This window comes from Mycobacterium avium subsp. avium (assembly GCF_009741445.1).
GTDB lineage: Bacteria > Actinomycetota > Actinomycetes > Mycobacteriales > Mycobacteriaceae > Mycobacterium > Mycobacterium avium.
Map to the genome: position 1 here is coordinate 2,702,498 of NZ_CP046507.1, position 21,139 is coordinate 2,723,636.

The 21,139-nt window shown below is 69.3% G+C and carries 19 protein-coding genes and 1 pseudogene; 6 read left to right on the forward strand and 14 right to left on the reverse strand.

Going from position 1 to position 21,139, the window contains the following annotated elements; translation table 11 throughout:
- The first annotated feature begins 182 nt into the window (after window positions 1-182).
- Entirely contained in the window at window positions 183-1,850 is a 1,668-nt protein-coding gene (locus MAA44156_RS12585; protein WP_009976061.1) for a nitrite/sulfite reductase, read from the forward strand.
- The gene (locus tag MAA44156_RS12590; protein ID WP_003875922.1) at window positions 1,847-2,590 is read left to right on the forward strand and encodes a phosphoadenylyl-sulfate reductase; all 744 of its coding nucleotides are present in this window, start codon (window positions 1,847-1,849) and stop codon (window positions 2,588-2,590) included. Before MAA44156_RS12585 ends, MAA44156_RS12590 begins: the two co-directional genes overlap by 4 nt.
- A gap of 46 nt (window positions 2,591-2,636) precedes the next feature.
- Here MAA44156_RS12590 and MAA44156_RS12595 read toward each other — a convergent pair whose 3' ends face one another.
- From MAA44156_RS12595 to MAA44156_RS12615, 5 genes are all read right to left on the reverse strand, one after another.
- Window positions 2,637-3,725: a sulfate/molybdate ABC transporter ATP-binding protein gene (locus tag MAA44156_RS12595; protein WP_009976059.1), complete on the reverse strand. Its 1,089-nt coding sequence runs from the start codon at window positions 3,723-3,725 to the stop codon at window positions 2,637-2,639.
- A 14-nt stretch (window positions 3,726-3,739) separates the two neighbouring features.
- Window positions 3,740-4,558 (reverse strand): sulfate ABC transporter permease subunit CysW, encoded by an 819-nt coding sequence (cysW, locus tag MAA44156_RS12600; protein WP_009976057.1) that lies wholly within the window; start codon window positions 4,556-4,558, stop codon window positions 3,740-3,742.
- A complete protein-coding gene (gene cysT, locus MAA44156_RS12605) occupies window positions 4,555-5,427 on the reverse strand; it encodes a sulfate ABC transporter permease subunit CysT (RefSeq protein ID WP_003875919.1) in 873 nt (290 codons plus the stop codon). The genes cysW and cysT overlap by 4 nt, the downstream gene beginning before the upstream one ends.
- Window positions 5,424-6,455 carry a sulfate ABC transporter substrate-binding protein gene (locus tag MAA44156_RS12610; protein ID WP_011724332.1) on the reverse strand — a complete coding sequence of 344 codons (1,032 nt, stop codon included), beginning with the start codon at window positions 6,453-6,455 and terminating at the stop codon, window positions 5,424-5,426. The genes cysT and MAA44156_RS12610 overlap by 4 nt, the downstream gene beginning before the upstream one ends.
- A 350-nt stretch (window positions 6,456-6,805) precedes the next feature.
- Window positions 6,806-7,000 (reverse strand): hypothetical protein, encoded by a 195-nt coding sequence (locus MAA44156_RS12615; protein ID WP_003875916.1) that lies wholly within the window; start codon window positions 6,998-7,000, stop codon window positions 6,806-6,808.
- 161 nt (window positions 7,001-7,161) lie between these two features.
- Between MAA44156_RS12615 and MAA44156_RS12620 the strand changes: the two genes are divergently transcribed.
- Window positions 7,162-9,201: a glycoside hydrolase family 15 protein gene (locus tag MAA44156_RS12620; protein WP_009976048.1), complete on the forward strand. Its 2,040-nt coding sequence runs from the start codon at window positions 7,162-7,164 to the stop codon at window positions 9,199-9,201.
- Between the two features lie 12 nt (window positions 9,202-9,213).
- Here the strand turns inward: MAA44156_RS12620 and MAA44156_RS12625 are convergent, their stop codons facing one another.
- Window positions 9,214-9,972 carry a sensor domain-containing protein gene (locus MAA44156_RS12625; RefSeq protein WP_009976047.1) on the reverse strand — a complete coding sequence of 253 codons (759 nt, stop codon included), beginning with the start codon at window positions 9,970-9,972 and terminating at the stop codon, window positions 9,214-9,216.
- A gap of 14 nt (window positions 9,973-9,986) precedes the next feature.
- On the reverse strand, window positions 9,987-11,921 hold the full coding sequence (lepA, locus tag MAA44156_RS12630; protein WP_009976046.1) for a translation elongation factor 4: 1,935 nt from the start codon (window positions 11,919-11,921) through the stop codon (window positions 9,987-9,989).
- Window positions 11,922-11,945: 24 nt separating this feature from the next.
- Here lepA and MAA44156_RS12635 point away from each other — a divergent pair, with 24 nt between their 5' ends.
- Complete coding sequence (locus MAA44156_RS12635) at window positions 11,946-12,548, forward strand: type II toxin-antitoxin system PemK/MazF family toxin (protein WP_009976045.1); 603 nt, start codon at window positions 11,946-11,948, stop codon at window positions 12,546-12,548.
- Window positions 12,549-12,576: 28 nt separating this feature from the next.
- On the opposite strand, the gene MAA44156_RS12640 is transcribed toward MAA44156_RS12635, so the two are convergent.
- Window positions 12,577-13,005, reverse strand: coding sequence for a CBS domain-containing protein (locus MAA44156_RS12640; RefSeq protein ID WP_009976044.1), 429 nt, complete (start codon window positions 13,003-13,005; stop codon window positions 12,577-12,579).
- 127 nt (window positions 13,006-13,132) lie between these two features.
- On the opposite strand from MAA44156_RS12640, the gene MAA44156_RS12645 reads away from it, so the two are divergent.
- A complete protein-coding gene (locus MAA44156_RS12645) occupies window positions 13,133-13,975 on the forward strand; it encodes a ribonuclease Z (protein WP_009976043.1) in 843 nt (280 codons plus the stop codon).
- Here the strand turns inward: MAA44156_RS12645 and MAA44156_RS12650 are convergent.
- From MAA44156_RS12650 to MAA44156_RS12665, 4 genes and pseudogenes are all read right to left on the reverse strand, one after another.
- Window positions 13,954-14,481 carry a hypothetical protein gene (locus MAA44156_RS12650; RefSeq protein ID WP_009976042.1) on the reverse strand — a complete coding sequence of 176 codons (528 nt, stop codon included), beginning with the start codon at window positions 14,479-14,481 and terminating at the stop codon, window positions 13,954-13,956. The genes MAA44156_RS12645 and MAA44156_RS12650 overlap by 22 nt on opposite strands.
- Window positions 14,482-14,687: 206 nt before the next feature.
- Window positions 14,688-15,524 (reverse strand): annotated as a pseudogene (locus MAA44156_RS12655) (transglutaminase family protein); the annotation flags it as partial.
- Window positions 15,524-16,501 carry an alpha-E domain-containing protein gene (locus tag MAA44156_RS12660; protein ID WP_009976040.1) on the reverse strand — a complete coding sequence of 326 codons (978 nt, stop codon included), beginning with the start codon at window positions 16,499-16,501 and terminating at the stop codon, window positions 15,524-15,526. The gene MAA44156_RS12660 and the pseudogene MAA44156_RS12655, both read right to left, overlap by 1 nt.
- Window positions 16,501-18,177, reverse strand: a complete 1,677-nt coding sequence (locus MAA44156_RS12665; protein WP_009976039.1) for a circularly permuted type 2 ATP-grasp protein — start codon at window positions 18,175-18,177, stop codon at window positions 16,501-16,503. The genes MAA44156_RS12660 and MAA44156_RS12665 overlap by 1 nt, the downstream gene beginning before the upstream one ends.
- Window positions 18,178-18,321: 144 nt before the next feature.
- On the opposite strand from MAA44156_RS12665, the gene rpsT reads away from it, so the two are divergent.
- Entirely contained in the window at window positions 18,322-18,582 is a 261-nt protein-coding gene (rpsT, locus tag MAA44156_RS12670) for a 30S ribosomal protein S20 (RefSeq protein WP_003875905.1), read from the forward strand.
- 10 nt (window positions 18,583-18,592) lie between these two features.
- Here the strand turns inward: rpsT and holA are convergent, their stop codons facing one another.
- Window positions 18,593-19,570 carry a DNA polymerase III subunit delta gene (gene holA, locus MAA44156_RS12675; protein WP_009976037.1) on the reverse strand — a complete coding sequence of 326 codons (978 nt, stop codon included), beginning with the start codon at window positions 19,568-19,570 and terminating at the stop codon, window positions 18,593-18,595.
- 59 nt (window positions 19,571-19,629) lie between these two features.
- Entirely contained in the window at window positions 19,630-21,132 is a 1,503-nt protein-coding gene (locus MAA44156_RS12680; protein ID WP_065370706.1) for a ComEC/Rec2 family competence protein, read from the reverse strand.
- Window positions 21,133-21,139 lie beyond the last annotated feature (7 nt).

Consider the following 21,139-nt stretch of genomic DNA (forward strand, 5'->3'; position numbering starts at 1 on the left):
ACGTGGTGCTCGTGGCGCGACGGCACATCGATCTCAAGCGCGTCTGCAGCTGTATCTGTCTGCCTTGACGTGGTAGACCCAGCCCCCCCGCGTCTCCAGCCGGCTGACGGTTCCATGCCGCCCAACAGTGTCGGTGAACTGTGCTGGCCGCGCTGGCGATCTTTTTCCGAGGAGAACGTCCGATGACCACCGCCCGACCCGCGAAGGCCCGTAACGAGGGCCAGTGGGCACTGGGGAATCGTGAGCCGCTGAACCCGAACGAGGAAATGAAACAGGCCGGCGCGCCGCTGGCAGTTCGGGAGCGGATCGAGACCATCTACGCCAAAAACGGCTTCGACAGCATCGACAAGAGCGACCTGCGCGGCCGTTTCCGCTGGTGGGGCCTGTACACCCAGCGCGAGCAGGGCTACGACGGCAGCTGGACCGGCGACGAGAACATCGAAAAGCTCGAGGCCAGGTACTTCATGATGCGGGTGCGCTGCGACGGCGGCGCCATCTCCGCGGCCGCGCTGCGCACGCTGGGCCAGATTTCGGTGGACTTCGCCCGCGACACCGCCGACATCACCGACCGCGAGAACATCCAGTACCACTGGATCGAGGTGGAAAACGTCCCCGAGATCTGGCGTCGGCTTGACGCGGTGGGGTTGCGCACCACCGAGGCCTGCGGCGACTGCCCGCGGGTGATCCTGGGGTCGCCGCTGGCGGGTGAGTCGCTCGAGGAGGTCATCGACCCGAGCTGGGCGATCGCCGAGATCGCCCGCCGCTACATCGGTCAGCCCGAATTCGCCGACCTGCCCCGCAAGTACAAGACCGCGATCTCGGGGTTGCAGGACGTCGCCCACGAGGTCAACGACGTCGCGTTCATCGGCGTCAACCATCCCGAGCACGGTCCCGGCCTGGACCTGTGGGTCGGCGGCGGGCTGTCGACCAACCCGATGCTGGCCCAACGGGTCGGCGCCTGGGTTCCGCTGCACGAGGTGCCCGAGGTGTGGGCGGCGGTCACCTCGGTGTTCCGCGACTACGGGTACCGCCGGCTGCGCTCCAAGGCGCGGCTGAAGTTCCTGGTCAAGGACTGGGGCATCGAGAAGTTCCGCGAAGTTCTCGAAACCGAATATCTCAAGCGTCCGCTGATCGACGGTCCGGCCCCCGAGCCGGTCGCGCATCCGATCGATCACGTGGGGGTGCAACGGCTCAAGAACGGGCTCAACGCGGTGGGAGTCGCCCCGATCGCCGGGCGGGTGTCGGGCACCATCCTGCTGGCGGTGGCCGACCTGGCGCAGCAAGCGGGTTGCGACCGGATCCGGTTCACTCCCTATCAGAAGCTGGTGCTGCTCGACATCCCCGACGACAAGCTCGACGAGGTGGTGGCCGGGCTGGAAGCCCTCGGCCTGCAATCGCAACCGTCGCATTGGCGTCGTAACCTGATGGCCTGCAGCGGAATTGAGTTCTGCAAGCTGTCTTTCGCCGAAACACGGGTGCGGGCACAGGGTTTGGTGCCCGAGCTGGAGCGCCGCCTCGCCGATGTCAACCGGCAGCTCGACGTGCCGATCACCATCAACCTCAACGGCTGCCCCAACTCGTGTGCCCGCATCCAGGTCGCCGACATCGGCCTCAAAGGCCAGATGGTCGACGACGGAGAGGGCGGCTCGGTCGAGGGATTCCAGGTGCACCTGGGCGGCAGCTTGGGCCAGGACAGCGGCTTCGGCCGAAAACTGCGCCAGCACAAGGTCACCAGCGACGAGCTCGGCGACTACATCGAGCGGGTGGCACGCAACTTCTTGAAATATCGCGGCGAAGGTGAACGTTTCGCCCAGTGGGCCATGAGGGCAGACGAGGACGATTTGCGATGACCGAACGAACGACCAAACTTCCAGAGGCCGAACTGCGTGAACTAGCCGCCCGCGGCGCCGCCGAGCTCGAAGGCGCCAGCGCCAGCGACGTGTTGCGTTGGACCGACGAAACATTCGGCGGCGTCAACGGGCCACGCGGATGGGCCACCTGCAACTACGTGGTGGCCTCGAGCATGCAGGAAGCGGTGTTGATCGACCTGGCCGCCAAGGTCCGCCCCGGTGTGCCGGTGGTCTTCCTGGACACCGGCTACCACTTCGCCGAGACCATCGGGACCCGGGATGCGATCGAATCCGTCTACGACATCCGGGTGCTCAACGTCACTCCCGAGCACAGCGTCGCCGAGCAGGACAAACTGCTGGGCAAGGACCTGTTCGCGCGCGACCCCGGCGAATGCTGCCGGCTGCGCAAGGTCGCCCCGCTGGGCAAGACGCTGCGCGGATACTCGGCCTGGGTGACCGGCCTGCGCCGCTCGGAGGCCGCGACACGGGCCAACGCGCCGGTGATCGGCTTCGACGAGGGCTTCAAGCTGGTCAAGGTCAACCCCATGGCCACCTGGACCGACGAGGACGTGCAGAACTACATCGACGAGCACAACGTGCTGGTCAATCCGCTTATCTACGAAGGCTATTCGTCGATCGGCTGCGCCCCCTGCACGGCCAAGCCGCTGGCCGGCGCCGACCCGCGCAGCGGGCGCTGGCAGGGCCTGGCCAAGACGGAATGCGGGCTGCACGCCTCGTAAAGCCTTCGGCGCCAACCTGTTTGGCTGTCGCGCTGAAGAGCGTTCCTTACGCCGACGTCAGGGTGGCCTCGTCGGCGCCGTCGCGGGAGACCGCGGGCACCGTCGTCGCACCGGCAGTGATCGGCGGAACCCGGGTGGCCCGCACGTAGACGGTGTCGCCCTCGCGCAGGGCCAGCGCCTCGGCGTCACCGCGGGTGATCTGCGCCGTGAAGGGCCCGCCGGTGGCCGCGCTGGTCAACTCGACCCGCACCTCGAAACCCAGCTTGACCACCCGGTCGACGATGGCCCGGGCCACACCCGTCGACTCGGCTGTGCCGTCCTCGGCCGCCACCGCCATCTCGGGAGTGCGGCCCACCCGGATGTCGTGCGGTCGCACCAAAGTGCCGTTGAGCGTGGACACCGCACCCAGAAACGACATCACGAACGCGTTCGTCGGCGCGTCGTACACCTCGGTCGGGGATCCGATCTGCTCGATGCGGCCCTGGTTGAGCACCGCGATCCGATCGGCGACATCCAGCGCCTCGGCCTGGTCGTGGGTGACCAGCACCGTGGTCACGTGCACCTCGTCGTGCAACCGGCGCAGCCAGGCGCGCAGGTCCTCGCGCACCTTGGCGTCCAGCGCGCCGAACGGCTCGTCGAGCAGCAGCACCTGCGGGTCGACGGCCAGCGCCCGCGCCAGCGCCATCCGCTGCCGTTGCCCACCGGACAACTGGTTGGGGTAGCGGCCCTGAAAACCGCTCAGCCCCACCACTTCCAGCAGATTGTCCACCTTGGCCTTGATCTCGGCCTTGGGCCGCTTGCGCACCTTGAGGCCGTAGGCCACGTTGTCGCGGACCGTCAGGTGCTTGAACGCCGCGTAATGCTGGAACACGAAGCCGATGCCGCGGCGCTGCGGCGGCACCCGGGTCACGTCCCGGCCGTAGATGGTCACCGTCCCGGTGTCGGGCTGGTCCAGGCCGGCGATGGTGCGCAGCAGCGTCGATTTGCCCGATCCGCTGGGACCCAACAAGGCCGTCAGCGAACCGGTCGGCACCACGAAGTCCACGTGGTCCAGTGCGACGAAGTCGCCGTAGCGTTTGTAGGCGTCGCGCACAGTGATGGCGATGTCGCCGCGGTCGGTACCGGCGTCGGTCACGTCATGCCTCCTCGTCAGGCCTGCCGGGCCGCGCGGCCGCGGCGGGCATCGAGAACCACCTGGAAAACCAGCACCAGCACGGCAACCCCCATCAGCAGCGTCGACAACGCGTAGGCGCCGTACTCGGCGCCCCGGTTGTAGCGGTCGGAGACCAGCAGGGTCAGCGTCTGCGACTTCCCCGGCAGGTTCGACGACACCATCAGCACCGCGCCGTATTCCCCCAGGCTACGTGCGATGGTCAACACGATGCCGTAGGTCAGGCCCCACCGGATGGACGGCAGCGTGATCCGCCAAAACGTCTGCCACCAGCCCGAACCCAGGGTGGCCGCCGCCTCCTCCTGGTCGGTCCCCAGCTCGTGCAGCACCGGTTCCACCTCGCGCACCACGAACGGCAGGGTGACGAAGATGCTGGCGAGCACGATGCCGGGCAGACCGAAGATGATCTTGAAGCCGAGGTCCTTTTCGACGAACCCGAGTGCGCCGGCCGAACCCCAGAGCACGATCAGCGCCACGCCGACGATGACGGGCGACACCGCGAACGGCAGGTCGATGATCGCCTGCAGCACGCCCTTGCCCCGAAACCTGTTGCGCGCCAGCACCAATGCGGTGGGGATGCCGAAGAAGACGTTGAGCGGCACCACGATGGCCACCACCAGCAGCGTCAGGTTCAGCGCCGAGATCGCCGCGGGGGTGCTGACCCAGGCATAGAACTGGCCGAATCCGGGCCGGAACGTCCGCCACAGGATCAGGCTCACCGGAATGACGAGCAGCACGAAAATGTAGGCCAGCGCCACGAATCGCAGGCCATAGCGGACCCCGGGCGACGACGTCATGCGGCCAGCTCCTCGCGTTTGGCCGCGCGCCCACCGACCACCCGCAGGATCAGCAGCACCACAAAGGAAATCGCCAACAGCACAATCGATATCGCGGCGGCGCCGGTCCGGTCGTCGTTCTCGATCAGGGTCCGGATCCACTGCGAGGACACTTCGGTCTTGCCCGGCACCGCACCTCCGATCAGCACCACCGAGCCGAACTCGCCGATCGCGCGTGAAAACGCCAGGCCCGCACCGGACAACAACGCGGGCAGCAACGCGGGCAGCACCACGGAGGTGAAGATCTTCGGGCCGCTGGCGCCCAGCGACGCGGCCGCCTCCTCGGTTTCGCGGTCCAGCTCCAGCAGCACCGGCTGGACCGCACGCACCACGAACGGCAGCGTGACGAAGGCCAACGCCACCGCCACACCCGCCGCGGTGTGCTGCAGGTGAAGACCCACCGGGCTGTTGTTGCCGTACAGCGCCAACATCACCAGGCTGGCCACGATGGTGGGCAGCGCGAACGGCAGGTCGATGATCGCGTCGACCAGCCGCTTGCCGGGGAACTCGTCGCGCACCAGCACCCAGGCGATCACCAGGCCGAAGACCAGGTTGAGCACGGTCACCCCGGCCGAGATCGTCAGCGTCACCCGGAACGATTCCAGCGCGGCGTTCGACGTGACCGCCAGCCAGAACACGTGCCATCCGCCGCCGGCGGACTGCCAGGCGATGGCGGCCAGCGGCAACAGCACGATCACCGACAGCCACACCGTGGCCACCCCCACCCGCAGCGCGGTGGTGCCGCGGCCGCGTCCGGGCACCGGCTGGTGTCCGGGGTCGCCGCCGAGTTCGGGCCGGATCGCCAGCGGGTCGGGCGTGATGGCCGTCATCCGGTGGCCTGCGTGTAGATCTTGGTGATGCTGCCGGTGTTCTTGTCGAACAGCTGCGGGTCCGCGGCGCTCCAGCCGCCCAGATCGGCGATGGTCCACAGCTTTGCCGGCACCGGATACTGGTCGCGGAAGTCGGCGGCGACGGCCGGGTCGACCGGCCGGAAACCGGCTTGCGCCCACACCTTTTGGGCCGCCGCGGTGTACTGGAAGTTCTTGAACGCGACGGCGGCCTGCAGGTGCGGGCTGGTGTTGACCACCGCGACCGGGTTGTCGATCTTGAAGGTCTGCGCCAGATTGAGGTGCTCGACCGGCTTTCCCGCCCGCTCGGTGGCGATGGCCTCGTTCTCGTAGCTGATCAACACGTCACCGCTGCCCTGCACGAAGACGTCGGTGGCCTCGCGCCCCGATCCCGGGCGCAACTTGACGTGTTCGGTCACCAACTTCCGGATGAAGTCCACGCCGGCGTCGCCGTGCGCGCCGCCCTCGCTCTTGACGGCGTACGGCGCCAGCAGATTCCACTTGGCCGACCCGGAACTGAGCGGGCTGGGCGTGATCACCTCGACGCCGGGCCGCAACAGGTCGTCCCAATCCTTGATGTGCTTCGGATTGCCCTTGCGCACCACCAGCGTGACCACCGAGCCGAACGGGATCCCCTTGGTGGCGTCGGTGTTCCAATCCTTGGCGACCTTGCCGGCCTTGACCAGGCGCGCGATGTCGGGTTCGACGGAGAAGTTCACCACGTCGGCGGGTTTGCCGTCCACCACACCGCGGGATTGGTCACCGGAGGCCCCGTAGGAGGTGACCACCTGGATGCCCTTGCCCTCGTCGGAGGCGTTGAACGCCGGAATTATCTTGCTCCATCCGGGTTCTGGGACCGAGTAGGCGACCAGCGTGATGCTGGTGTGCGCGTCGGCCGGCCCGGTGCCGCCGACGGCATCGCTGGCGCCGCCGTGGCATCCGGCCACGACACCGGCGGTGAGAACAAGGGCGAGAACAGGCCGCCAGCGCGCTGCGGTCCTGATGTCCATCGATGGCCTTCCGGTGGGAGAACTTAGCGGATCTCGGTGTCCCGTCTCGGCGGAAAGGCAACTAGAACGTCAGGAGAATTCGAGAACTCCGGAACCAGACCGCACACGGGCTTGGGAGTCAGCGACAACAGTGCATGAAGGCATAGCACCCCGGAATGCCGAACGCCGCACGCATGGCCGGAAGCCTAACAGGAATTGACGGGGCCGCCACCGGACCGCCGCACGGCTGGCCGTTGCGGGGATCGCGTCGGCGCCCTACCGGTGCATCAGATGGGTGACCAGCCAGGTGATGATCACCAGCGCCACCAGGATGGCGAGCACCAGCGTCACGTGCGAGCGAGGCATCCGGGTTATCCGGAGGTCCCGCCGGCCTGGCGGGCGCGGCGCATCAGGGCGATGCCCTTGCCGAGCAGGCCGTCCAGCAACGCCGCCGTCACGTAGGCCACCGCCAGCACGATCGGCATCACCACCATGGCCTGAAGCACGAAGGCCAGCCCGGAAAGCCACAGCTCGTTGCCGTCCCACCAGTTGAGGAACGCGTTCACGGAGCTCACCCTATTGCGCCCGGCGGCCGAAGACCAATGTGTGAAGACGGGCGTGCCGGCCCGCTCCGGCGTCAAAGTCACGGTGAGGGAAAAAGCACGCCGACTTTGCCGCGCGGCCGAAACGTTGGACGAAGGGCCGCCGCGCAGTCGATGATGTCCAGATGGTTCTGCACGTTCAACCCGACGACCAACCGGCCGACACCATGCCCGAGGAACCCTTCCGCGCAGCCCCCGCGACGTCGATGGAGTCGTCGATCGACCTGCGCACACCCGGGCCGCTTGCTCCCAACGCAGCCCTGCGGAACCCGTTTCCCCCGATCGCCGACTACGCATTCCTGTCCGACTGGGAAACCACCTGCCTGATCTCTCCGGCCGGGTCGGTGGAATGGATGTGTGTGCCCCGACCGGACTCCCCGAGCGTGTTCGGGGCGATCCTGGACCGCAGCGCCGGCCATTTCCGGCTGGGACCCTACGGCGTGTCCGTCCCGTCGGCCCGCCGCTACCTGCCCGGCAGCCTGATCATGGAAACCACCTGGCAGACCCACACGGGATGGCTGATCGTGCGGGACGCGCTGGTCATGGGCCCCTGGCACGACCTGGAGCGACGCTCGCGCACCCACCGCCGCACCCCGATGGACTGGGATGCCGAGCACATCCTGCTGCGCACGGTGCGCTGCGTCAGCGGCACCGTCGAGCTGATGATGAGCTGCGAGCCGGCGTTCGACTACCACCGCGTCGGCGCCACCTGGGAGTACTCCGCCAACGCCTACGGCGAGGCCATCGCCCGCGCCACCAAGCAGCCCGACGCCCACCCGACGCTGCGGCTCACCACCAACCTGCGCATCGGGCTGGAAGGCCGGGAAGCCCGGGCCCGCACCCGGATGAAAGAGGGCGACGACGTGTTCGTCGCGCTGAGCTGGACCAAGCATCCGCCGCCGCAGACCTACCAGGAAGCCGCCGACAAGATGTGGCAGACCACCGAGTGCTGGCGGCAGTGGATCAACATCGGCAACTTCCCCGACCACCCGTGGCGGGCATACCTGCAGCGCAGCGCGCTCACCCTGAAGGGGTTGACCTACTCCCCCACCGGGGCGCTGCTGGCCGCCAGCACCACCTCGCTACCGGAAACCCCTCAGGGCGAACGCAATTGGGACTACCGCTACGCCTGGGTGCGCGACTCGACCTTCGCGTTGTGGGGCCTGTACACGCTGGGGCTGGACCGCGAGGCCGACGACTTCTTCGCCTTCATCGCCGACGTCTCCGGCGCCAACAACAACGAGCGGCATCCGCTGCAGGTCATGTACGGGGTGGGCGGCGAGCGCAGCCTGGTCGAAGAGGAGCTGCACCACCTGTCCGGCTACGACCACGCCCGGCCGGTGCGCATCGGCAACGGCGCCTACGACCAGGTCCAGCACGACATCTGGGGCTCCATCCTGGACTCGTTCTACCTGCACGCCAAGTCGCGCGAACAGGTTCCCGAGACGTTGTGGCCGGTGCTGAAGAAGCAGGTGGAAGAGGCGATCAAGCACTGGCGGGAGCCGGACCGCGGCATCTGGGAGGTGCGCGGGGAACCGCAGCACTTCACCTCGTCGAAGGTGATGTGCTGGGTGGCGCTGGACCGCGGCGCCAAGCTGGCCGAGCGGCAGGGCGAGAAGAGCTACGCCCAGCAGTGGCGCAACATCGCCGAGGAGATCAAGGCCGACATTTTGGCGCACGGCGTGGACTCCCGCGGGGTGTTCACCCAGCGCTACGGCAGCGACGCGCTGGACGCCTCGCTGCTGTTGGTGGTGCTGACCCGGTTCCTGCCGCCCGACGACCCGCGGGTGCGCAACACCGTGCTGGCGATCGCCGACGAACTCACCCAGGAGGGCCTGGTGCTGCGCTACCGGGTCGAGGAGACCGACGACGGGCTCTCCGGCGAGGAGGGCACCTTCACCATCTGTTCGTTCTGGCTGGTCTCGGCGCTGGTCGAGATCGGTGAGGTGCGGCGCGCCAAGCGGCTGTGTGAGCGGCTGTTGTCCTACGCCAGCCCGCTGCACCTTTACGCCGAGGAGATCGAACCGCGGACCGGTCGCCAGTTGGGCAACTTCCCGCAGGCATTCACCCACCTGGCGCTGATCAACGCGGTGGTGCACGTCATCCGCGCCGAGGAGGAAGCCGACGGCTCCGGCATGTTCCAGCCGGCCAACGCGCCCATGTGAGCCGCACCGGGGTCAGCCCAGCGCGCTGACCCGGTCCATCATCGCGTGCGCGATGTCGAGCGCGCTGGTGTTGAGGTCGGCCGAGCCGGGGTCGGAGGACCGTCGCCCGCCGAAGAACACCACCTCGACCTCGACCAGGCAGTTCGACCGGACACCGAGCGCACGCCCTTGAGGGGTGGGCCGCAGGGCCGGCATGTTGGGCAGCACCGCGGTGGCGGTCTTGGTCGCCGCGACGGTGGTGTCGGTGGCCCGCACGTCGCTGATGACGTTGGTGGCGCTGATCGGGCCGCTCTGTTCGGAGGTCGTCATGCCGTTGCACTGCTGCCATTGCCGGGAGAACTGCGCGAACAGCGCCTGGGCCTGCGCGGCCGACGGCAACGTCACCACGCCCTCCATCACGGTGATCACCTGCGCGAGTTCGCCGTTGTTCCACCAGGATTCGGCCGCGACGTCGCGGACGTCGGCGGCGGGGTAGACGCTCTTCTGCAGCATCGCCGTCACGCCCAGGCAGCCGCTCTGCGACGCCGACCGGCCGCCCCGGTAGAGCTTTTCCGGGCCGCCGACCTGGGCCGGATCCCGGGCGACGAAGGGCTGGTTGAGCATTCGCGACAGGGTCGGGCCGTCGAGCAGCACCTGCTGGACGGTGGCGCCGCTGAGCGGTCGCGGTTTGAGGTTGGGCGCGGGTTTGGCCGTGCCCGACACCACCCCGCCGCAGCCCGCCGCCAGCGCGGCGACCGCCGTGAGCAGCGTCGCCGCCGTGAAAATCCGCATCGCTATTCGTTGCCTTACTTCTTGGATTTGTCGCCCGCGGCGTCGGCGGACAGCGCCGCGACGAACGCCTCCTGCGGCACGTCGACCCGGCCGATGGTCTTCATCCGCTTCTTGCCCTCCTTCTGCTTTTCCAGAAGTTTGCGCTTACGGGTGATGTCACCGCCGTAACACTTGGACAGCACGTCCTTGCGGATGGCCCGAATGTTCTCGCGGGCAATGATTTTCGAGCCGATCGCGGCCTGGACGGGCACCTCGAACTGCTGACGGGGGATCAGCTCCTTGAGCTTGGTGGTCATCTTGTTGCCGTAGGCGAACGCCGCATCCTTGTGCACGATCGCGCTGAACGCGTCGACGGCCTCCCCCTGCAACAGGATGTCCACCTTGACCAGCTGGGCCTCCTGCTCGCCGGCCTCCTCGTAGTCCAGGCTGGCGTAGCCGCGGGTCCGCGACTTCAGCGAGTCGAAGAAGTCGAAGATGATCTCGCCCAACGGCATGGTGTAGCGCAGCTCGACCCGTTCCGGCGACAGGTAATCCATGCCGCCCAGCTCGCCGCGGCGGGACTGGCACAGCTCCATGATGGTGCCGATGAATTCGCTGGGCGCGATGATGGTGGTCTTGACCACCGGCTCGTACACCGTGCGCACCTTGCCCTCGGGCCAGTCCGACGGGTTGGTCACCACGATCTCGGTGCCGTCCTCTTTGATCACCCGGTACACCACGTTGGGCGACGTCGAGATCAGGTCGAGGTCGAACTCGCGCTCCAGGCGCTCGCGGGTGATCTCCATGTGCAGCAAACCCAAAAAGCCGCAACGGAATCCGAAGCCCAGCGCCACCGACGTCTCCGGTTCGTAGGTGAGCGCGGCGTCGTTGAGCCGCAGCCGGTCCAGCGCGTCGCGCAGATCCGGATAGTCCGAGCCGTCCACCGGATACAGACCCGAATAGACCATCGGCTTGGGTTCGCGATATCCGGTCAGCGCCTCTTGCGCGCCGTGGCGCGCGCTGGTCACGGTGTCGCCCACTTTGGACTGGCGGACGTCCTTCACCCCGGTGATCAGGTAGCCCACCTCGCCGACGCCCAGGCCGTCGCTGGCCTTCGGCTCGGGTGAGACGATGCCGACTTCGAGCAGTTCGTGGGTGGCGCCGGTGGACATCATCGCGATGCGTTCGCGCGGGGTGATCTTGCCGTCGACCACCCGCACGTAGGTCACCACGCCGCGGTAGATGTCGTAGACCGAGTCGAAGATCATCGCGCGCAGCGGCGCATCGGCCTGCCCCTGCGGCGGCGGCACCTGGCGCACCACCTCGTCGAGCAGCCGCGCCACGCCCTCCCCGGTTTTGCCGGACACCCGCAGCACGTCGTCGGGTTCGCACCCGATGATGTGGGCGAGCTCGCCGGCGTACCGGTCCGGGTCGGCGGCCGGCAGGTCGATCTTGTTGAGGACCGGGATGATGGTCAGATCGCGGTCCAGCGCCAGGTAGAGGTTGGCCAGCGTCTGGGCCTCGATGCCCTGCGCGGCGTCGACCAGCAGCACGGCACCTTCGCAGGCCTCCAGTGCGCGCGACACCTCGTAGGTGAAGTCGACGTGGCCCGGGGTGTCGATCAGGTGCAGGACAAATTCTTTGCCGGCGTCCTCGCCGCCGGAGACCTGCCAGGGCAGCCGCACGTTCTGCGCCTTGATGGTGATGCCGCGCTCCCGCTCGATGTCCATCCGGTCCAGGTACTGGGCGCGCATCGACCGCTCGTCGACGACGCCGGTGAGCTGCAGCATCCGGTCGGCCAGCGTCGACTTGCCGTGATCGATGTGGGCGATGATGCAGAAGTTGCGAATCTGCGCCGGCGCGGTGAAGGTCTTGTCGGCGAAACTGCTGATGGGTATCTCCTGGTCCGGGCCTGCTAGACGGCGGTTCGCAAGTGTGTCCAGCGTATCGGCGCGGCCGGACTGCGGCACAATCGGCGCGTCTATGCTGCGAATATGGCGTCCGCCCGGAAGTCGCAGTGGAAGGCGTTTCAGCGGTTCGCGGAGAACCTGGTTTTCGATCGCGCGCCGCGGCTGGTGCGGCATGTGCAGAACTCGCAGACCGTGCTGCGCGAGCTGCAGCAGGCCGTGAAGATCACCGCGAACGTCATCGCCGCCGCCGCACCCCCGCCGCCGGACACCGCCGTGTTGGGCCGGCCGGTGACCCGCAGCAGCCTGCCCACCGCGCAGCGGGCCCGCAAGCTGGTGTACGCGCCCAAACTGGACGGCCGGGCCGATCCCGGCGAGATCGTGTGGACCTGGGTGGTTTACGAGGACGATCCCAGCCGCGGCAAGGACCGGCCCGTCCTGGTGGTGGGACGCGACCGCAGCACCCTGCTCGGGTTGATGGTGTCCAGCCAGGAGCGTCATGCCGCCGATCCGGAATGGGTCGGAATCGGTTCCGGCAGTTGGGATTACGAGGGCAGGCCGAGCTGGGTCCGGCTGGACCGGGTGCTGGTGGTGCCCGAAGAGGGCATCCGCCGCGAGGGGGCCATCCTGGATCGGGAGGTCTTCGACGTGGTGGCCGCGCGGCTGCGCGCGCAGTACGCCTGGAGCTAGGTCTGCACGCTCGGCGAACCGGGGGCGATCAGCCCTGCGTGATGTAGGACTGCAGCTGCTGCTGTTCGGCCTCGAGTTCTTCCATCCGGATCTTGACCACGTCGCCGATGCTGACGATGCCGATCAGCTTCTTGCCGTCCAGCACCGGCACGTGCCGCACCCGGTTGCGCGTCATCAGCACGCTGATCTCGTCGACGGTGTCGGTCTTGGTGCAGGTGGCCAGCGTGGTGGTCATGATCTTGGACACCGGCCGGGACAGCACGCTGGCGCCGTGAACGTGTAACTGGCGCACGACGTCGCGCTCCGACACAATGCCCAGCACACCCTCGGCGCCGACCACCACCATCGCGCCGATGTTCTGTTCGGTCAGGCCGGCGATCAGCTCACGAACCGTGGCGTCGGGATTGATGGTGACCACCGCCGCGCCCTTGTTCCGCAACACGTCCGCAATCCGCATCGAGGCCTCCAGCCGGGTTTGTGAGCCGCTTCACACCAGGCTACGGCGAACTCGCGCGGCGCAAAAGCCACCAGGAGAACCTGCAAACAGATCGTGTCCAAGCTCCAGGCCCTGCAAGATAGGCCCCATGATCGAGGTCACCCTGCTGGGCACCGGAAGCCCGATCCCCGACCCCAACCGCGCCGGCCCGTCGACCCTGGTGCGCGCCGGCGGGCAGGTGTTCCTGGTCGACTGCGGACGCGGGGTGCTGCAGCGCGCCGCGGCGGTGGGGGTGGGCGCGGCCGGATTGTCGACGCTGCTGCTCACCCACCTGCACAGCGACCACGTCGGCGACCTGGGCGACGTCCTGATCACGCGGTGGGTCAGCACCTTCACCCCCGACCCGGTGCCGCTGCCCATCATCGGGCCGCCCGGCACGGCCGAGCTGGTGGCGGCGACGCTGAACGCGCTGCGGCACGACATCGGTTACCGGATCGCCCATCACGCTGATCTCAACGCGCCCCCGGCGGTGGACGTGCGCGAGCACACCGACGGCCCGGTGTGGGACCGCGACGGCGTGTCGATCCGGGTGGCCCCCACTGACCACCGGCCGGTGGCCCCGACCATCGGGTTCCGCGTCGACTACCAGGGCGCGTCGGTGGTGCTGGCCGGCGACACCGTGCCGTGCGCCGGGCTCGACGAGCTGGCGGCCGGCGCCGGCGCGCTGGTGCACACCGTGATCCGCAAGGACATCGTGGCCACCATCCCGCAGCAGCGGCTGCAGGACATCTGCGACTACCACTCCTCGGTCGAGCAGGCCGCGGCGACCGCGGCCCGCGCCGGGGTGGGCACCCTCGTCATGACGCACTACGTGCCCGCGCTGGTGGCGGGCCAGGAAGAACAGTGGCGGGCGCTGGCGGCCCGCGAGTTCGCCGGACGCGTCGAACTCGGCGACGACCTGCACCGGGTTCAGGTCGACGCGCCCTCCTGAGCTCGACCGCCCCGGTCACCATAACCCTTGTCCCGCAAAGCAATTCCCGCGGCCAGCAGCCAGGCCAGCGCCGCCACCCGCGCGACCGGCAAGATCACGCCCAGCGCGGGCCAGATCAGCACCGCGGTCGCCGACCCGGCGAGTGCGGCCGTGGCCAGACCGGCCCGCGCGACGGGCCGGGGCAGCACCCCCCGGGTCAGGCCGGGCACCGCCATCGCGGCGACCAACACGCCCAGCGCCACGATGTGCCCCGGCCCGCCGGTGAGAAACACCAGCAGGTACAGCGCCGCCACCACCGCCGTGTCCGCGGTGACCGCCGGCCGGGACAGCGTCCAGCCGAGCAATCCGGCCAGGGCGAGCAATCCGGCCGCCAGGGTTCCGCCGGTGAGCGTGATCGCGGCGGTCGTCGGGCCGGCCCCGAGGCGGCGCAACCGGGCGGCGGCCGTCGCCGCGTAGAGCGCCAGCGGGACCGACGACGCGAACGTCGCGACGGCGATCACCCGCACGGCATCCGGCTAAGCGCGAACATAGGCCGCCACCGCGGCCACCGGGCCGTACGGCAGCGGCATGACGCCGCCCATCCCGACCCCGACGGCGAGCCCGCCGCCCAGCAGGCCGACGCAGAGCAGCGACAGCAGCGGCAACCCGGAGGCGCGGCGCGCGGTGTCGTCCATGCGTTTCTCCTGATCGCCGCCGGCTCCTCCGTTGGTAAGGCGAGCCGGGTCACCTCGACGATCACGTCGAGGTCGGTGGCGCCCTTCCCCGAATAGATGCCCTTGAGCGGGGAGACATCGGCGTAGTCGCGGCCCGCGCCCACCCCGACGTACTGCTCGGTGATCTCGGCGTCGTTGGTGGGGTCGTAGCTCCACCACGCGCCCGTCCACGCCTCGATCCAGGCGTGACTGCGCCCGTCCACGGTGTCGCCGACCACGGCGTCGCGTTTGGGGTGCAAGTAACCCGACACGTAGTGCGACGGAATTCCCATGCTGCGCAACAACATCAACGACAGGTGCACGAAGTCCTGGCAGACTCCCCTGCCCTCCTTCAGCGCGTCCAGCCCGGACGAGTGAACGCTGGTGGTGCCGGGCAGGTATTCGAGCTCGCCGCGCACCCAATCACCCACGGCGACAACGGCTTCGGCCGGGTCATGCGATTTGGCGATCTTCTTGGCGACCGATGCCACCCGCTTGCTGGCGGGGACGTGCCCGGTGGGGCGCAGCAGCTCGTCAAAGCGGTCGATCACCGCCTCCGAGTGCAGATCACCCCAGCCCAGCTCGGTCGCCGGCCGTTCGGCCCGCTCGGTCTCTACGACCGACGAGGACATCACCGTGAGGTCGGTGTGCGGCGCGTGCAGGTCGAACGCGGTGACCGCGGTCCCCCAGTAGTCGATGTAGCGGTAGGACCGGGTCGCCGGGATGGTCTCGACGCGGTTGAGGATGACGTTCTGCCGATTGTTCGACCGCGGGGTCAGCCGGGCTTCGTTGTAAGACGCCGTCACCGGCGACTGGTAGGCGTACCCCGTGGTGTGCACCACCCGCAGCCGCCACATCAGCCGTCCCCTTTGCGGCTGACCAGCCGGGCGCGCTGGCTGGCGTCCGACCAGGCCACCCACGGGGTGACGTGAAAGTACTGCAGCGCCAACGCGTCTGAAACGTCGCGGCAGGTTCGCTGCAGTCCCGCCAACCGGGACTCCAGCGACTCCAGCAGCACACCGGGCTGGACGAACTCCAGTTCGCTGCGGGCCTGCCCGAGCAACCGTTGCGCCTCGGCGGTGGCCCCGACCCGGCTCTGCCGGTTGTGCATCAGTTCGTCGAGGTTGTGTTCGGCCAGCCGCAGCGAGTAGAACACCGAGCGGGGAAACAGCCTGTACAGCAACATGAATTCGACCACCCGGCCGGCGTCGAGCACGCCGCGGTAGGTGCGCAGGTAGGTGTCGTGCGCGCCGGCCGAGCGCAGCAGCGTCACCCACGCCGGCGACGAGGCGCTGTCGCCGACCCGGGACAGCAGCAGCCGCACCGTCATATCGACCCGCTCGATCGCCCGGCCCAGCACCATGAACCGGTACCCGTCGTCGCGGGACAACGTCGAGTCGGCCAACCCGGCGAACATCGCCGCCCGTCGTTCGATGAACGACAGAAAATCATGCGGCCCAAGGCGTTTGGCGGCTCGTTCCCGTTCCGGCAGGGCGTGGTAGGTGGTGTTGAGGCACTCCCAGATCTCGCTGGACGTCACCTCCCGCGCCGATTTCGCGTTCTCCCGCGCGGCGGTGACGGCGTCCACGATCGAGCAGCCGCCCTGGGCGCCGGTGCTGTAGGCCACCAGGTCGGTCAGCGACCACACGTCCAGGTCGTGGTCCGGCGGGTCGATGCCGAGCACCCGCAGCAGCACCCGGGACGCCTGGTCCGGGTCGACGCTGGAGTCTTCCAGCAGTTGGTGCAGGGCGACGTCCAGGATCCGCGCGGTGTCGTCGGCGCGCTCGACGTAGCGGCCGATCCAGTAGAGCGCCTCGGCGTTGCGTGCCAGCATCAACGCCCCGCCCGTTGCTGCTGCTGTTGCTCGAGCTGCTCGCGCTGGGGCGGCCCGGTGGGTTGCGGCTGCTGGGCCATCGACCGCGGCGCGTCGTCCACCAGCGGGTCGGGCATCGCCGTCGGCAACGAGCGCACCACCTCGGCGGCACCGAGTTCATGGTCGCCGGACGACGCGCGCGAGGCCAGCACCCAGGTGTCCTTGGAGCCGCCGCCCTGGCTGGAGTTGACCACCCGCGAACCCTCGACCAGGGCCACCCGGGTCAGCCCGCCCGGCAACACCCACACGTCCTCGCCGTCGTTGACCGCGAACGGCCGCAGGTCGACGTAGCGGGGCGCCAGCGAGCTGCCGACCTGCGTCGGCACCGTGGAGAGCTCCATCATCGGCTGCGCGATCCAGCTGCGCGGGTCGTCGCGGATCTTCTTGGCGACGGCGGCCAGCTCCTTGTCGGAGGCTTCCGGGCCGAACACGATGCCGTAGCCGCCCGACCCCTCGACCGGCTTGAGCACCAGCTCGTCGATGCGGTCGAGCACCTCCTCGCGCTCGTCGTCGAGCCAGCACCGCAGCGTCTCCACGTTGGCCAGCAGCGGCTTCTCACCCAGGTAGTACTCGATCATGGTGGGCACGTAGGTGTAGACGAGTTTGTCGTCGCCCACCCCGTTGCCGATCGCGCTGGAAATGACGACGTTGCCGGCGCGGGCGGCGTTGACCAGGCCGGCCACCCCGAGCACCGAGTCGGCGCGGAACTGCAGCGGATCCAGGAACGCGTCGTCGATGCGCCGGTAGATGACGTCGACCTGGCGCTCACCCTCGGTGGTGCGCATGTACACCTGGTTGTCGCGGCAGAACAGGTCGCGGCCCTCGACCAGCTCGACCCCCATCTGGCGGGCCAGCAGCGAATGCTCGAAGTACGCCGAGTTGTAGACGCCCGGGGTGAGCACCACCACGGTGGGGTCGGCCTCGTTGGTGGCCGCCGAGTTGCGCAGCGCCCGCAGCAGATGCGCGGCGTAGTCGTCGACCGCCCGCACCCGGTGGGTGGCGAACAGGTTCGGGAACACCCGCGCCATGGTGCGGCGGTTCTCCATCACGTAGGACACGCCCGACGGCGAGCGCAGGTTGTCCTCGAGGACCCGGAAATTGCCCTTCTCGTCGCGGATCAAATCGATGCCGGCGACGTGGATCCGCACCCCGTTGGGCGGGACGATGCCCACCGCCTGGCGGTGGAAGTGCTCGCAGGAGGTGACCAACCGGCGCGGGATCACCCCGTCGTTGAGGATTTCCTGGTCGCCGTCGATGTCGTCGAGGTACATCTCAAGGGCCTTGACCCGCTGGGTGATCCCGCGTTCCAGCCGGGCCCACTCGGCGGCCGAGATGACCCGCGGCACCAGGTCCAGCGGGAAGGGCCGCTCCTGCCCGGACAGCGAGAAGGTGATGCCTTGATCCAGGAAGGCGCGGGACAGCGCTTCGGCGCGAGCCTTCAGCTCCGAGGCGTCCGACGGCGCCAGCTCGGCGTAAATGCCCTTGTAGGGGCCGCGCACGGCGCCCGCGGCGTCGAACATTTCGTCGAAGGCCATGTCGTAGGCGTCCGACGCCACGTTGTAGCCGCCGAATATGCGCTCCGAACGCGCAGCGCGAAAACCCCGCCCGGTGTCCTCAAGCTGGTTCGAAAGACTCACTGTTTAGATGCTGCCTCAAATCGACGTCCCGGCAGCCCACGTCTTCCCGTTTTGGGGGAAAACGTAACTCACTGATAACCTGGGCAGTCGCTGTGGAGATATCCGGCGCCCAAGCAAACGTCTGATCGAAAAGGGAACTCGAGCGTGGCCAACATCAAGTCGCAGCAGAAGCGCAACAAGACCAACGAGCGCGCCCGGCTGCGCAACAAGTCGGTGAAGTCCTCGCTGCGCACCGCCGTCCGCGCGTTCCGCGAGGCCGCCCACGCCGGCGACAAGGAAAAGGCCGCCGAGTTGCTGGTGTCGACCAACCGCAAGCTGGACAAGGCGGCCAGCAAGGGCGTGATCCACAAGAACCAGGCCGCCAACAAGAAGTCGGCGCTGGCCCAGGCGCTCAACAAGCTCTGAGGACCGCCGCTCAGCGATTGCGGCCGCCGGCCAGCTCCGCCACCCTGCGCACCGCGGATTCCAGCGCGTAGTCGGCGTCGGCCACCGCGCCTTTGACGTTCGCGTTGAGCGTCGCCACCACCTTCATCGCCGTCGCCACCGAGTCCCGCGACCAGTACCGGGCCTGCTTCTGCGCCTTCTGCACCCGCCACGGCGGCATCCCCAGCTGGGCCGCCAGCCGGTACGGATCGCCGGACAGCGGGCCGACCCGGCCGATGGTGTGGATCGCTTCGGCCAGCGCATCGGCCAGCACCACCAACGGCTCGCCGCGCATCATCGCCCAGCGCAGCGCCTCGGCGGCCCCTTCGATGTCGCCGGCGACGGCCTTGTCGGCGATGTCGAAGCCCTTCACCTCGGCCTTGCCGCTGTGATAGCGGCGCACCGCGGCGGCGTCGACCGCCCCGCCGGTGTCGGCGACCAATTGCGAGCAGGCCGAGGCCAACTCCCGAAGATCGGAGCCGACCGCGTCCAGCATCGCGGTCACGGTCTCTTCGTCGGCCTTGACCCGCAGCCGCCGGAACTCCTTGCGGACGAAATCGATGCGTTCGCTCAGTTTGGTGATCCGCGCGCACGGGTGCACCACGGCGCCCAGGGCCTGCAGCTCGGTGGCCAGCGCCTTGGCCCGGCCACCGCCGGAGTGCACCACCACCAGCACCACCCCGGCCGGCATCTCGGCGGCCGCCGAAAGGATCACGGCCGCAGCGTCTTTCCCGGCTTCGCCGGCGGCCTCCAGCACGACGATGCGCTCGTCGGCGAACAGCGACGGGCTGAGCAGCTCGGCGAGTTCGTAGGTGCTCACGTCGCCGGCCCGCATCCGGTTGACCGGGACGTCGGCGTCGCCGGAGGCGCCGGCGCGTTTGCGCGCCTCGGCCAGCACCTCGGCCACCGCCCGCTCGACCAGCAGTTCCTCGTCCCCGAGGACCAGGTGTAACGGCGAAACCTCGCTCACTCCACGATGGTGTCACGACCGACCGACGACCTCGCGCGGGGATCGGCGCTCGCCGGGTACTACGCCAGCCCGGACAGCACCCAGGCCAGGCCGACCAGCAACGCCGCGGCGGCCGCGGCGCGGAACCGGCGCCACCGCCACGCCACCACCGCCAGCAGCGTGACGCCGCCGACGATCAACGTGCCCGCCGTCCCGTCCGGGACGGGCACGGTGGCGCCGGGCAGGCCCGCGGCCCGGTGGGCCACCCCGCCCACCCACCACAACTCGGGGCCGGTGAATCGGATCAGCAGCCGCGCGCCGGCCGGCCAGATCGGGCACAGCGCCGCCGCCGCGGTGCCCAGCACCGTGATCGGTGCGATCACGGCCGCCACGAGCAGGTTTGCGGCGGCGGCGACCACGCTGAACCGGCCGGAGATGGCCGCGACCAAAGGCGCGGTCACCAGCTGCGCGGCCCAGGCGACGGCGACCGCATCGGCCAACGGCTTGGGCCAGCCCCGGTCCGCCAACCGCCGCGACCAGGCCGGCGCGAGAACGACCAGCGCGGCCGTGGCGAGCACCGACAGCGCGAACCCGACGTCCACCGACAGCTGCGGCGCGACGGCCAACAACACCAGCACCGTGGCGGCCAGGGCCGGAATCGCTTGCCGCCGACGCGAAGTCAGCATGCCCGCCAACGCGATGGCGCCCATCACGGCCGCCCGCAACACGCTTGCCGTCGGCTGCACCACGACGACGAAGGCCACCAGCGCCAGCGCCGCCAGCAGGACCGCCGCCCGCGGGCCGATCAGCCGCGCCGAAAACAGCACGGCCGCACACACGATCGTCACGTTGGCGCCCGACACGGCCATCAGGTGCGTCATGCCGGCCGCCCGGAAGTCCCGGCCGGTTGGGGTGGGCACCGCCGAGGTGTCCCCGAGCACCAGCGCGGGCAGCAGCGCGGCCTGGTCGGCGGGCAGCGTGTCACGCACCGCGGCGGCGAAGCGGCGGCGCACCTCGTGCGCGGCCCGCTGCACGGCACTCGCGCTGCCCAGGGTTGGCCGGCCCGACGCGGTGAGCACCGCGACCGTCAGGTCGCGCCGGGTGGGCCGGCCGATCCGGGCGGTGAACCGCACCGGCTGGCCCACCATCAGCCCGCCGAAATCCGGGCCGCGCGCGAAAACAACGACCCGCCCGGACATTTGGTCGGAACGCAGCTGTTGCAGGGTGGCCCGAAACATCAGCCGGCCCTGGGTCCCGGAGCCCAACGACACCGGGCTCTCGGAGGGGGTGACGGTGACCGGGGCGCTGGCGCCGAAGTCCGCGGCGATCGGGTGGTGATCGACCGCGTCGGCGCGCAGCGCCACGGCGAACCCGAACCCCGCCCCCACCACACCGATCGCCGCCAGCCCGGCGCTGACCGACGACAGCCGCGGCCGGCGGTGCCGGCGCGCCGCACGCCACCGCAGGGCGCCGGCGATCGCGAGCAACCCGACGCAGCACCAGGCGAGCTCCCGGCCGATCGGCCACCAGATTCCGCCGGCCGTCACCGCCCAGCAGGTCAGCGCGGACGGCACCAGCCGCACATCGACG

Excerpts from the sequence above, each read along its gene's own strand:
- MAA44156_RS12585 (WP_009976061.1), top strand. The coding sequence starts at position 183 with ATGACCACCGCCCGACCCGCGAAGGCCCGTAACGAGGGCCAGTGGGCA.
- MAA44156_RS12590 (WP_003875922.1), top strand. The coding sequence starts at position 1,847 with ATGACCGAACGAACGACCAAACTTCCAGAGGCCGAACTGCGTGAACTA.
- cysW (WP_009976057.1), bottom strand. The coding sequence starts at position 4,558 with ATGACGTCGTCGCCCGGGGTCCGCTATGGCCTGCGATTCGTGGCGCTG.
- cysT (WP_003875919.1), bottom strand. The coding sequence starts at position 5,427 with ATGACGGCCATCACGCCCGACCCGCTGGCGATCCGGCCCGAACTCGGC.
- MAA44156_RS12610 (WP_011724332.1), bottom strand. The coding sequence starts at position 6,455 with ATGGACATCAGGACCGCAGCGCGCTGGCGGCCTGTTCTCGCCCTTGTT.
- MAA44156_RS12620 (WP_009976048.1), top strand. The coding sequence starts at position 7,162 with ATGGTTCTGCACGTTCAACCCGACGACCAACCGGCCGACACCATGCCC.
- MAA44156_RS12625 (WP_009976047.1), bottom strand. The coding sequence starts at position 9,972 with ATGCGGATTTTCACGGCGGCGACGCTGCTCACGGCGGTCGCCGCGCTG.
- MAA44156_RS12635 (WP_009976045.1), top strand. The coding sequence starts at position 11,946 with ATGGCGTCCGCCCGGAAGTCGCAGTGGAAGGCGTTTCAGCGGTTCGCG.
- MAA44156_RS12640 (WP_009976044.1), bottom strand. The coding sequence starts at position 13,005 with ATGCGGATTGCGGACGTGTTGCGGAACAAGGGCGCGGCGGTGGTCACC.
- MAA44156_RS12645 (WP_009976043.1), top strand. The coding sequence starts at position 13,133 with ATGATCGAGGTCACCCTGCTGGGCACCGGAAGCCCGATCCCCGACCCC.
- MAA44156_RS12660 (WP_009976040.1), bottom strand. The coding sequence starts at position 16,501 with ATGCTGGCACGCAACGCCGAGGCGCTCTACTGGATCGGCCGCTACGTC.